We start from the raw sequence: 12,520 nt of genomic DNA on the forward strand, positions 1-12,520 counted from the left end.
GCCACTGGTACCGCCAACTGCAATCGTTTTTTTGCTTTTCGCAATCAGCGACAACACTTCACTTCTTTTTAAAACAGGAATGTTTAATTGCTTTGCTTTTTGTACTTCTGCAACAGTGTCTTCTATTGCCGTTGACACTACTACCAAATCAGTTTCGGTTGTGATGCCTTCGCCATTTTGTAAAAAACATTTTATTCCCTCAGCTTCTAATTTTTCTTTTGTCTCATTAAATTCATTTTCTTTAAAATAACGATCGCTGCCGCTAACATTTTTTTCTACCCCGGCTAAATATTGTGCAATGGCACTCATGCCCACACCGGCGATGCCAATGAAGAAAACGTTTTTAAAATCAGCAATATTTTTAATCATACAATTTCAACTGCTTTTGTTTGATGCAATGTTTTAAAAGCAATAACGGCACTTACCGCCATTAACAAAGCACCGAGAAAAAAAGGAGCACCTGGCAAATATATTGGTGCTTCATTGTGTGTAAAATAAAAGAAAAGATTGTTCATTACCAATGGGCCAATTATTGCAGCCAAACTCATAAGGCTGGTGAGTGCACCTTGTAACTCACCCTGTGCATTGGGTGGTACTTTGCCCGCCATAATTGCTTGTATGGCCGGTTGGGCAATACCTCCCAGGCAATAAGGAATTAAAAATACAAACATCATCCAACTCATATTGGCTAAACCAAATAATAACATACCTGCACTATACAATATTAAACCAGTGTATAAACTTTTTTCATTCCCAATTTTAGGATTAATAAAACGTGTTAAACCGCCTTGCACTACAGCAACTAATATGCCTACCACTGCAAGTGATATGCCTACCATTTTTTCGTTCCAGCTAAAGCGGTGAATGGTAAAATAATTCCAGTTGCTCATTACCGCATGCGATGCAATTTGCAACAACAGTACACTAACAATTAACCCCGTTACAGATGGAAATTTTCGCAGGTGCAGGAGTGTACCTACTGGGTTTGATCTTTTCCAATTAAACTCCCTGCGATTTTCTTTGGATAAAGATTCGGGCAATACAAAAAAACCATAAGCCCAGTTTAATAAGGCTAATGCTGCAGCTGCATAAAAAGGAATACGTTGCCCAAAAGTACTCAACAATCCTCCTAATAACGGACCAATAATAAAACCTAATCCAAATGCGGCGCCAATCATTCCAAAATTTTTCGCCCTGTTTTCAGGCAAACTGATGTCGGCAATATATGCTGCAGCCGTGCTAAAACTGGCGCCGGTAATCCCTGCAATTATTCTTCCTAAAAATAGCCAACCATAAGTTGGTGCTAATGCTAAAAAAAGATAATCAATTCCAAAACCAAACAAAGAAAATAATAATACAGGTCTGCGGCCATATTTATCGCTGAGATTTCCTAAAATGGGTGCAAATACAAATTGGGTTAATGCATAAGCAACCGTAAGATAGCTGCCGTATTTAGCAGCAGTACTAATATCAACTTGTTTTAAATCGGCGATAAGTTTTGGCATTACCGGAATGATAATTCCAAATCCAATAACATCAATCAAGAGTGTTACAAAAATAAATCCTATTGCTGCATTGCGTTTACTGGCCATAATTTATATTGATCTGCTGCTTATTTTTGCGCTAATTTAAAGTTTAAAATCCAATACTATAATTTGTTTATTTCTCTCAGGTAATCGTATTGCAGATCTTCGTGCAGTGTTGCAACAGTTTTAGTTATTTTTTTTAATTGATCATTGTAAATATTGGTAAGCACCGGGTTTTTATTTATGGGTATATTCAATTCTTTCATCCTTGTACAAAAATAAAGTAGCAATTCAATTTCTACATTGGCGAGACCGCTGTAGCGGCTGTATTTATTGGCAGTGCGTAAAATTTTACGCAGCGTTTTCTTTATAAAATAAACATTACTCTTATTAATATCTTCAAACTGATCATCCATTGCTGCTTTTACGTTTTCAATATAAGCAGTGGTATCATGTGCTTCAAAAAGTAAATAGGTCAGCAATTCTTTGTTCTCTTTTTTAAAACGGGCAAGCCGCAGGCAGAGTTCCGTTATTTTTACAGGAGTAATATTTTGCAGTTCCTGTTTTAATTCATTTATTGTTGCTGCTTTCATACTGCTAAAATACAGATTGCTTCCGGAATAGAAGGTAGCCAACCTTTTAAAAAATACAGAGAATGTTTTTTTGTTTACTTTTAAATATCAGCATTAAATAAAATTGCATGGCTAACCTAAAAAAAATCCCCTCCCCTATTACAATTTTAATGGTGGTAATTATAATTGCAGCTGTTGCAACCTGGTTGGTACCAGCCGGACGTTATACTACATTATCGGTAAATGACAACAAAAGTTTTGCTGTATTATCTGCCAAAGGCGAAACAACCACCCTGCCTTTTACACAAAAAACATTAGACAGTTTACAAATAAAAATTGCATTAAAAAGTTTTGCAACCGGTGCTATCCGAAAGCCGGTATCTATTCCCGGCAGTTATCAATCTTTAGAAAAAAATGGTCAGGGAATTATTAAAATATTACAAGCGCCTTTAAAAGGTATTTACGATTCTATTGATATCATTTTGTTTATTTTGGTGATTGGAGGTTTTATGAATATTTTTCACCAGAGTGGCGCAATGATTAAAGGATTAAAATCGCTGACACATACTATGAAGGGAAGAGAGGCCTGGCTAATTATTATTCTTACCTTTTTATTTTCATTTGCCGGTGCATCTTATGGCATGGCTGAAGAAGCATTAGTTTTTTATCCTGTAATGGTGCCGCTTTTTTTGGCTGCAGGATACGATTTGATTGTACCTGTTGCAGTAATTTTTGCAGGAACACAGTTAGGCACAATGTCATCCTTCAGTAATCCATTTTCTGTTATAATAGCATCTAATGCCACAGGCGTAAACTGGAGAGATGGTTTTACTGAACGCATTTTGATGTTTGCAATTTCTACCGCTGTTACCATTTGGTACATTGTGAGGTATGCGAATAAAATTAAAAAAGATCCGGCGGCTTCTTTAGTTTATCGTGTTGATGGAATTGTAAAATCGCCTTACGAAAATTTAGACCCAAAAAATAGCGAAGTACCTGTTTTAGATACCCGGACAAAATTATTACTCCTTCTTTTTCTGGCCACATTTTTAACAATGATAACCGGTGTTATTTTTTTTGAATGGTGGCTGCTGGAAATGTCGGCCTTGTTTTTAGCTGCTGCTATTTTATTGGCAGTTATATTAAAAATGAATGAAAAAGATTTTATCACCGAATTTATAAAGGGTGCGGCAGACCTGTTAAGCGTAGCTTTTATTGTTGGCGTTGCAAGAGGCGTTACAATTGTTTTAAACGACGGGCATATCAGCGATTCGATTTTATTTTATTCTTCTAAATTGGTGGGCAGCATGCCACCTGCTATATTTATTGTAGTATTACTCGGTTTATACCTGCTGTTTACTTTATTTATTTCTTCCTCATCGGGTATGGCAGTTTTAACCATGCCCATTATTGGCGGATTAGCCATTATGGTAAATGTACCGGGCAGAGAAATTGTAAATGCTTATTTATTTGGAATGGGTATTATGGGATTTATAACTCCTACAGGTTTAATATTACCATCATTAGCTTTGGTAAATGTAAGTTTAAAAGCGTGGTGGCAATTTATTTATCCTTTGCTGATAATACTAATGCTGCTGAGTGCAATATTTTTAATAACAGGAATTTATTTTTAAGACAGCGTTTTATTCATGCGGCCAATTAAAACACCGTTATGATAAATTTGCATGGTGTATTTTCCTTTAAGATATTTATCGGCCGTTAAAGAAAAGTTGAGTTGTTTATTTTCGCCCCTTGCAGTTTCGCAGCGAATTTTACAGGAGTAAATTTTTTTGCCTTCGGGTGTTTCAAAACTTCCCGATTCCCATGCAGATTTTTGTAATACCTGCCCATTAGGCTGCACAACAACTACAACAATATCACATCGTGCGGTCATGTTACTTTTAACTGTAAACGAGCCTACTAATTTTTCTGTTTGCACAGCTTCTGTAGTTTCCTGCTGATCGTTATTTGCCAGTGCCGAAAGATTAAGGTTAGCCGCACTTACAGCAACCAGGGTGTTTATTTTTTCGGCTAAATTATTATTTTCTTTTTCAATCAGTTTAGTATTTTGTTCTATCCCTTTTGTTTGCCTGGCCATCTCTTCTAAAATGGCTTTAAGTTTTTTATTTTCGGTTTCCACATCTGTATTCTTATACTTTAGTAAATCTACTTTTTGCTGCAGCTCACCAATTTTTTTTCGGGCAAGGTTAATATCTACAGTAGCATTTTTATCCTGCAGTAATACGGCAATTTCATCTCTTAACCTGTAAAATTCTTTTAAATTAATATCCAGTTTCCCTGTTAATGAATCGGTGTAGTATGACGCTGTATCAAAGCGGGTGTTGAGGCTGTTTAATGTGGCTTTGTAAATATTTAAAAGGGAATCTCTTGTACCATCGGGTACAGCAGGCGGTGTATTTTTTACAACAATTGCTTTGGTTTTATCTTCCTGTATTTGATGATAGTATTGATAGCCCCAGGTACATAAAAGTATAATAGACAATAAAAATAATACCGATGATAATAATAAAAGTGATAATGATTTTGTATCTCTCATTAAATTCCAGGTATATTATTGTTGAAAAAACAATTGCATAAAAAACAAACCACTAAAATTTATTTATTGATATGCTGGTCAACATATGCAGAAATCCAGCCCACCTGGCCATTTTTTACCAAAAAGAATTGCTTCTTTTCGTAAACGCCTTCAAACTGGCGCATAATTTTTAACAGCAATCCTGTACCGGCCATTAAAGATTTTTGATCAAAAACCTGGTTAACCCTTTTCACTTCTTTGCCAATAAGTTCTTTATCTAAAGTTTTATCGGTTATCGATTTTAAAATTGCAGCATCAGAAAGCGAAGCATAATTTTTATACATTCTTTCATTAAGTTTTACCACATCATCATACGTAACCGGCACAACAGAATTTCCAATAAGCTCAGGCGAAATAAGTGTGGCAACAGACCATGCAATACCGCCGCTAAAAGCAATGTAATCACTCATGGGGTATGCACCACTTTCGTTAACCATATAAATTATTTCCGAATTTTCGGCACCGGTTAACACCCTTGTCAACTGCTTATTGTAGTTCTCAATAGTTTTATCATCGTCGGTTCTTTTTTCTGTTGCGTTGGCTGTACTTTTTGTTCCCCAGTTCAATTGAAAAAGTTTTAAAAATTTTGTATCGCCATTTGGAAAAAATCCGCCTTTGGTATTACCGCTGCCAATATCAATTAAAAATGTGGAGTATCTTCTCGATTCCGGCACAATGCCAATATGAGATAACCTTGCTTCCTGTACCACATCAATTACATCAACTTCCCTCGCCGGTTCGTTTATTTTTGTTTTAAAAGAGTCGATCAAATTTTTTATCCAGGATTCTTTATTATCCTTTTCTGCCTGGCCTTTTACACCGCTGCTGATAACGGTATAAATTTTATCTGAAGGAATATTATAGTCTTTTACAGCAGCGTTATACAAAGCAGTAAAACCATTAACAGTGGAATGAAATGTTTGCGGATTGAAAGAAATAAAATCGGAATTTATTGAAGTATCTTTTAAGATATTAAAAGCACCGCTTTTTTGTGCCCCTCTTCCAATTTCTAAAATACTCATTTTTACACCTTTTGAGCCAACCTCAATACCAGCATACACCGCAGAGTTATCATATTTAAGTTTAAAACTACTTTGGGCAGAGACGAAAAGGGTACTTAGCAGCAATACAGTTACTATGCTTAACAAGCGTTTGGAGCAAAAAGGGAACATTTGGGTAAAATATTTTTTTAAAATTACTATATTAAGTCAATTTACTCAAGCATAAATGCCTATTGTGAAAAAAATGTGATTAAACTTTTAAGGAATAATTCTCATTTTTTTATAGAGTTAAGTTCATAAAATAAATATTCTGGTAATCCAAAAGGTATTTTTACCTTTTCTTATAATTAAAAAATGCGTTGGGTATAATAAAAAAAAATTACTGCAACTCAATACCAGCAAGGGTTTATCAAAATATTTAACAATTTTGGAGTAATAAAATTTGCAAAAACCTGGTTTAAAGCCAACAAAAAAGCAGTGTATGTTTACATCAGAATTAATCAGTGCTCCAAAAATAAACAGGATATTAAAAATTTAAAAACCTGCAGCCACTGTTTCTTACATTAAAAGTTGCCGTACGCACCTTATCCGTTTGCCTGCTATACAGAAATAATCAACAACAATTAGCCTGCTGCATGAATGTGATTTTATAAACGTTAACTGTTGTTATAACCGGTTAATAATAAATAAAATCAGGTAACCTTAAAAAACAAATATTAATTAACCGTTAAACTAAAACAAAATGAAAAATTTAAAAAACATCACCACAGCAATTGTTGCAGTAATTTTATTTGCAACTTCAGCCGCAGCGCAAACAGTTAAACCAGCTGCGGCAAACGAACCTTTTACTGTAAAGTACATTGGTAACGAAGAAGATTATCTTTACTTTGAGGTAGAAATCAACACCGGTAACAGCAATTTTGCCATGTTAAAAATTAATGACAAAGAAGAAGGCGAATTGTATTCTCAAAGCCTGAGAAAAAATTTAAAGCCGCGGACTTTTAAAATTGAAAAGAAAGATGGCCAGGAGCTTAACTTTAAACTTTTATCAGGTAACAAAACTTACAGCAAAACGTTTTCGGCAAGTACTATATTGGTTGAAAAAACTACCGTTAATGAAAACGACGTGGTAATATTATAAACCCCCGGAAAAACTACAACTAAAACTAAACTTATAAGTGCTTTTTTAAAAGTGCTTATAAGTTTTTTTTCTGTTTTAATAAACTGTGTTTAACCTGTTTTTTATTACAGGGTTACCTTTTTAAATAAATGGTATTAACCAGCAAGAAAATAATATCTGCAAATATTTTGCTTATTATAAGTACGGTACAAAATTTGTAACCCGTAATTGCTTAACGAAGCGTTTTCTCTGCCTGCTATAACTGAACGAACTTTTACTGTTTGTGTTTACCTTACTTGAGCAGCACATTCAATTTATATTTATTAATTTAAAAGAAAACAAATGCTACAAAAGACTTATTTTAAAACCAAAGATTATTGCAAAGTAAAATTTGTGTTTACTGCAGAAGATGCAGAAACTGTTGAAGTGCTTGGCTTAAACAGCGACTGGGAAAACTCAATTATAATGAGTAAGAAAAAAGATGGCAGTTTTACCTGCGATGTATCTTTACCAAAAAACAGCCAGCACCAGTTTAAATACAGGGTTAACGAAACTACCTGGGTAAACGAACCTGAAGCCGACAGCGAACAAGCTAATGAATTTGGTGGTACCAACAGTGTAATAAGTTTATAAAAAATATTAACTGCAATGATAAGGCCGGTTAGTAATTAACCGGCCTGTTTTATTTTAAGCATGTATTAATCTTTGTTAAACAATTATCACTTTCTCCATAACATCTCCTCCTCTTATTTCATCAATAATATCTATACCACCGGTTACTTTACCAAAACAGGTGTGCACCCCATCAAGATGTTTGGTATTACTTCTGTTATGACAAATAAAAAATTGAGAGCCACCGGTATTTAACCCCCTGTGCGCCATCGATAGTACGCCCCTGTCGTGCTGTTGTTTAGCACCCTTTAATTCGCAGTTAATGGTATAACCTGGCCCGCCTGCGCCTGTACCGTTAGGGCAGCCGCCCTGTATCATAAAATCAGGAATCACCCTGTGAAAAGTTAAACCATTATAAAACCCTTCGCTAATTAATTTTTTAAAATTAGCTACAGCAATGGGTGCATCATCATCGTATAATTCAAATTGTAAAACCCCTTTTTTAGTATGTATTTCGCCTTTTGTAAGTACTGTTTCGCTCATGTTGTATTTTTAAAAGTTATTGCATAAATAATTTCGCCGCTGTACGGCAAAATTATTACACCAAAATTTGTTGATTATTTTATTTGCAGAAATGCAGCAATTAATACCGGTTCCTGTCACGGGGATTACTACCTCTGTCATATCCACCGCCGCCGCTGTTTCCGCCACCGCCACCACGGTAACCGCTACCACCACCACTATTGCCACCGCCATTGTAACCACCACCGCCGCCACGGTTTTGTGGTGGGCCACTGCGTTCTTCAGCTTCTTTTATAACTAAAGGTTTTTTACCTAAGGAGATCTCGTTAAGACTGTCCATCGCATCTTTAGCCTCCGTACGGTCGGGCATATCAACAAAACCAAAGCCACGGCTTTTTCCGGTTTCTTTATCAATAGCCACTTTTGCAGAAGCAATGGTGCCAAATTTCTCAAATATTTCTTCCAGCTCAGCGTCATCTAAATCATAAGGTAAGCCTGCAACAAATAGTTTCATGGAGATATTTTTTGTAAAAGTAAGTAACTTATAGCTTGTTTCTTTTAAATATTCTTATTTTGAAATTATTTAAAAAAAAGAGGCTGTTTTTAAGAAAATGCATTAAATTAAATTTCAAAATCTACTTTTAAATTAATTGTTTAATAAATATGAAAAAGAAAAAAATTATTACAGCAGAGAATAAATCAAGAAGGTCCTTCATAAAAAATAGTTTAGCAATTGCCGCCGGGTTTTATATTATTCCCCGCCATGTGTTGGGAGGCCGTGGTTTTGTTGCTCCAAGCGACAGGTTAATTGTTGCCGGTATTGGTGCAGGCGGCAAAGGCGAAAGCGACCTTAATGAATTTTTTAAAAGCGGTAAAGCCGATATTGCTTTTTTATGTGATGTTGATGACAGACAGGCTGCAAAAAGCAGGGAGCGTTTTCCAAAAGCAAAATATTATAAAGATTTTAGAGAGATGCTGGAAAAAGAAGGTAAAAATTTTGATGCCGTTTCTGTTTCCACACCAGATCATAACCATGCCATACAGGCAATGGCAGCTATGCAAATGGGCAAACATGTGTATGTACAAAAACCGCTTACGCATGACATTTATGAAGCAAGAATGCTAACCGAAGCGGCACTAAAATATAAAGTGGTTACGCAAATGGGCAATCAGGGTTCTTCCGGCGATGGCGTAAGGCAACTGATGGAATGGTATAATGCAGGTGTTATTGGCCATGTGCATGATGTGCATGTGTGGACTGACAGGCCCGTGTGGCCGCAGGGAATTGCATGGCCTGCTAAAACTGCACCAGTACCTTCGGAACTTGATTGGAACCTTTGGTTAGGTACTGCACCACAAAAAGATTATGTTGAGAATATTGCACCATTTAACTGGCGTGGCTGGTGGGATTATGGTACTGGTGCATTAGGAGACATGGGCTGTCATTTAATTGAAGCGCCTTTCAGGGTACTGGGGCTTGGCTACCCAACTGAAGCGGCATGCAGCGTAAGTTCTTATTATACCGGGCCATTCCGCAGGGGATATTTTCCTGAAAGTGCACCGGCAGCATCGCATGTAACTTTAAAATTTAATGATAAAAAAGGCAAGGGACATATTGATATGCATTGGATGGATGGTGGCATACAACCCGAGCGGCCCGATGAATTAGGTGCTAACGAACAAATGGGTGATGGCGGCAACGGTGTAATTTTTGAAGGCACAAAAGGTAAAATGATGTGTGATACTTATGGTGCCAATGCAAGATTATTACCACTAAGCCGTAATAAAGAAGTTAAAACACCGGTAACTATTGCAAGGGTGCCGGGTGGCGTAAACGGCCATTACAAACAGTGGGTAGAAGCATGTATTGCCGGTTATAACAGTAAAGAAGCAAATAATTTAAGTTCGCCATTTAGTATTGCCGGGCCGCTAACCGAAACCGTTTTAATGGGTAACCTTGCTATAAGAAGTTATGATGTAAGAAAAAATAAACCTAACGGTACTGCTGGTTTTGATTATCCCGGCAGAGGAATAAAATTATTATGGGATGGCCCCAATATGAAAATTACCAATTTTGATGATGCCAATCAATTTGTAAAAAGAAGTTACCGGCAAGGGTGGGCATTAGGGATGTAAAATTTTTAGTTTAAAGGAATAATGTATTACAAGCCTAAATTAAAAATGGTTGCCGTTTAATCTTTAATTAATTACGAAAGGAAAAGAGCCTTAATTATTGAGCAATATTTATGGCTGCTTTGCACACCCAAAGGCGGCGAAGATAATAATTGGGGCAAATAATGGCAGCCATAAAAATATTATTCATTATTCCTGTTATTCATTCTCTTTCATCTTCTTCTCATATTTTTTTTGAAGGTCGTTTATCGCACCGTCATAACCGGGCTGGTCAATAAATGCAGCAGGGTTATAAGCATCGCCGGGTTGATGTTTGCTGTGCATGTTAAACTGACTGGCATGAGATGCCAACCAAATATCGAAGGAAATATTTTTCATGGCCTTTAAAGTATAAGCATAATCAGCCGCTATTGCAGGATAACTGTTGATTGATGTAAAAGAACTGTCTGTAACAATAGTAGGCATATTTGCAATAAGAACTTTATACGATTTTTGTTCATCACTTACGGTAAACAAAAAACTGCAGGAGCCTTTAGTATGTCCTGGATGGTGCAACATTACCAGTTGCATATTACCTAATGTAATGGTATCGCCATCATGCAATAAACGATCAGGAGTTACCGGTTTAAAAGTGCTGGCTTTACCACCCAATGCATAATCACTGCTGCCTCCATCTTTCAATACATCTGCATCTTTTTCATCTATCATCAGTTGTGCACCGGTCTTCTTTTTAATAAAAGCCATGGCACCCATATGGTCGTAATGTGCCTGTGTGTTTAATAATATTTTTATGTCAGAAAATTTAAAGCCCAGTGTTTTAATATTATTTTTTAGTTGTGCTGCAGAAGCCGCCAACCCGGTATTGATCAATATATTTCCCTGTGGGGTGGTAATAAGGTAACAAGCCAAATCGTACGTGCCCACATAATAAAGGTTGCCTGCAATCCGAAAGGGCTGATAAGGCTTTGCCCATTCTTCTGACCATGGTTTTGGTTCTTGTACTTTTTGTGCAATTGCGGTTGCTGCTGTTACTGATAGTACAACAGCGAGTGCTGAACTTTTTAATGAGATGTTGAACATATAAATGATGGAAATAAAATTGAAGATTCGAAGATATTTGGTTTTTATAAAGACGAAAATAAGATTTATTAAAGTGGTTGCATCGTTTAAATCTATGGTGAAAGCAATAATCGTTAACAGCATCAATTGCTGCCGAAACTTCTTCTTTTACCCTGCACACCAAACAGTGTCGGCGATGTACTACGGACTAATACCATAGGCGAAAAATTACTAAATTAAAAGGTGCAAACATCTACTCAAAAAAAACTTACACAAAAAAATATTTTATCGTGTAACCGTTACCCTCAAAAAAGTAGCTGTGATAGAAGTAGTATTATTATCGCCACCGTTATTTTGACTATTAAATAACGCTTCCAGTTCGTGTAGCAATTCTACTGCCTTGCCATTTTTTTCAGCCGCTTCAAATGCATTCATTGTAGGGCCGTAGTAGTTTTTAAAGTTGTTCAGCAATTGTGATGGTGCATAAGGTGCGTTAAACGTAAAACTATCATTACTGCATTCAATTCTTTCTTTTGGTATACCTGCCTGCACAAAACGTTCGGTAACATGATCTGGTATACCCCATAACATCGGGCTAATAAAGCCATCGGGCGGGGGTGGCGTATAGGCAGAACTGATCTTTAATATTTGAGCTACCAGTGTAGGATCTCCGGGTATCCAATTGCCCATTACAATGCGTCCCCCGGGTTTGGTAACACGTACCATTTCTTTCGCCACTTCAAATGGTTTCGGCGCAAACATGGCACCAAAGATGCTCACCACTAAATCAAAACTTTTATCTTGTAAATCGGTGAGTGCGGTTGCATCGCCTTCCTGGAAACTGCAGTTGCTTAATCCTTCTGCTTTTGCCCGCTTATTTCCCGCTGCCACCAAATTACTGGCTATGTCCACGCCCAATACCTTTGCGCCCAATTTTGCTTCGGGTATTGCAGTTGTACCATCTCCGCAACCAAGATCAAGAATAGATAATTCTTTAGTGATTCCTAATGTGTCCACCAGTGCTGTACCGCTCTGCCGCATTACCTGAGCGATTTGTGTAAAGTCTCCTTTTTCCCAGAGTGTTTTGTTTGGATTCATATCGTATATTTTAGTTTATTAAAACTATAGCACCTTTTTTCAAATGGGTTTACTGTAAAGTTCAATTGCTTGACTCAAGAGCTCAATATGGCTCCTGTTTTTTTAGTGCAGACGGAGTTGTTCCAAATTGTTTGCTAAAAGCCCTGCTAAAATGCGACACGCTTTCAAAGCCGCTTTCAAAAGCAGTATCGCTTACAGATTTACCAGCCGTTGTAATAAGGTATTTGGCATGCTGTAATCTTTTTTCCATTAACCATTTGCCGGGAGAAGTACGGTAGAGT

14 protein-coding genes are annotated in these 12,520 nt (G+C 36.6%); 4 read left to right on the top strand and 10 right to left on the bottom strand.

What is annotated here, in order from left to right; all coding sequences use genetic code 11:
- From ACY65O_RS15875 to ACY65O_RS15885, 3 genes are all read right to left on the bottom strand, one after another.
- Positions 1–369: Mur ligase domain-containing protein (locus ACY65O_RS15875; protein ID WP_462221840.1), on the bottom strand; the 369-nt coding region annotated here is incomplete at its 3' end.
- Positions 366–1,592, bottom strand: coding sequence for a TCR/Tet family MFS transporter (locus ACY65O_RS15880; RefSeq protein WP_462221841.1), 1,227 nt, complete (start codon positions 1,590–1,592; stop codon positions 366–368). The genes ACY65O_RS15875 and ACY65O_RS15880, both read right to left, overlap by 4 nt.
- Before the next feature lie 56 nt (positions 1,593–1,648).
- The gene (locus ACY65O_RS15885) at positions 1,649–2,119 is read right to left on the bottom strand and encodes a hypothetical protein (protein ID WP_462221842.1); all 471 of its coding nucleotides are present in this window, start codon (positions 2,117–2,119) and stop codon (positions 1,649–1,651) included.
- 107 nt (positions 2,120–2,226) lie between these two features.
- Between ACY65O_RS15885 and ACY65O_RS15890 the strand changes: the two genes are divergently transcribed.
- Complete coding sequence (locus ACY65O_RS15890) at positions 2,227–3,732, top strand: YfcC family protein (RefSeq protein ID WP_462221843.1); 1,506 nt, start codon at positions 2,227–2,229, stop codon at positions 3,730–3,732.
- Here the strand turns inward: ACY65O_RS15890 and ACY65O_RS15895 are convergent.
- Together ACY65O_RS15895 and ACY65O_RS15900 are read right to left on the bottom strand one after the other, a co-directional pair.
- Entirely contained in the window at positions 3,729–4,655 is a 927-nt protein-coding gene (locus tag ACY65O_RS15895; protein WP_462221844.1) for a hypothetical protein, read from the bottom strand. The genes ACY65O_RS15890 and ACY65O_RS15895 overlap by 4 nt on opposite strands.
- A gap of 59 nt (positions 4,656–4,714) precedes the next feature.
- Positions 4,715–5,842 carry a hypothetical protein gene (locus ACY65O_RS15900; protein ID WP_462221845.1) on the bottom strand — a complete coding sequence of 376 codons (1,128 nt, stop codon included), beginning with the start codon at positions 5,840–5,842 and terminating at the stop codon, positions 4,715–4,717.
- A 595-nt stretch (positions 5,843–6,437) separates the two neighbouring features.
- Here ACY65O_RS15900 and ACY65O_RS15905 point away from each other — a divergent pair.
- Both ACY65O_RS15905 and ACY65O_RS15910 read left to right on the top strand, forming a co-directional pair.
- Positions 6,438–6,836, top strand: coding sequence for a hypothetical protein (locus ACY65O_RS15905; RefSeq protein ID WP_462221846.1), 399 nt, complete (start codon positions 6,438–6,440; stop codon positions 6,834–6,836).
- A 321-nt stretch (positions 6,837–7,157) separates the two neighbouring features.
- Entirely contained in the window at positions 7,158–7,448 is a 291-nt protein-coding gene (locus ACY65O_RS15910; protein WP_462221847.1) for an isoamylase early set domain-containing protein, read from the top strand.
- Positions 7,449–7,523: 75 nt separating this feature from the next.
- On the opposite strand, the gene ACY65O_RS15915 is transcribed toward ACY65O_RS15910, so the two are convergent.
- The gene (locus ACY65O_RS15915; protein ID WP_462221848.1) at positions 7,524–7,970 is read right to left on the bottom strand and encodes a peptidylprolyl isomerase; all 447 of its coding nucleotides are present in this window, start codon (positions 7,968–7,970) and stop codon (positions 7,524–7,526) included.
- Between the two features lie 100 nt (positions 7,971–8,070).
- Positions 8,071–8,463 carry an RNA recognition motif domain-containing protein gene (locus tag ACY65O_RS15920; protein WP_462221849.1) on the bottom strand — a complete coding sequence of 131 codons (393 nt, stop codon included), beginning with the start codon at positions 8,461–8,463 and terminating at the stop codon, positions 8,071–8,073.
- Between the two features lie 149 nt (positions 8,464–8,612).
- Here ACY65O_RS15920 and ACY65O_RS15925 point away from each other — a divergent pair, with 149 nt between their 5' ends.
- Complete coding sequence (locus ACY65O_RS15925; RefSeq protein WP_462221850.1) at positions 8,613–10,085, top strand: Gfo/Idh/MocA family protein; 1,473 nt, start codon at positions 8,613–8,615, stop codon at positions 10,083–10,085.
- 195 nt (positions 10,086–10,280) lie between these two features.
- Here the strand turns inward: ACY65O_RS15925 and bla are convergent, their stop codons facing one another.
- The 3 genes from bla to ACY65O_RS15940 form a co-directional block, all read right to left on the bottom strand.
- Positions 10,281–11,162, bottom strand: coding sequence for a subclass B3 metallo-beta-lactamase (gene bla, locus ACY65O_RS15930; protein WP_462221851.1), 882 nt, complete (start codon positions 11,160–11,162; stop codon positions 10,281–10,283).
- A gap of 264 nt (positions 11,163–11,426) precedes the next feature.
- Complete coding sequence (locus ACY65O_RS15935) at positions 11,427–12,239, bottom strand: class I SAM-dependent methyltransferase (protein ID WP_462221852.1); 813 nt, start codon at positions 12,237–12,239, stop codon at positions 11,427–11,429.
- A gap of 82 nt (positions 12,240–12,321) precedes the next feature.
- Positions 12,322–12,520, bottom strand: a 199-nt coding sequence (locus ACY65O_RS15940) for a helix-turn-helix domain-containing protein (protein ID WP_462221853.1), incomplete at its 5' end; no start/stop codon positions are given.

It is taken from the genome of Ferruginibacter sp. (genome assembly GCF_031430955.1).
In the GTDB taxonomy this organism is placed as follows: domain Bacteria; phylum Bacteroidota; class Bacteroidia; order Chitinophagales; family Chitinophagaceae; genus Ferruginibacter.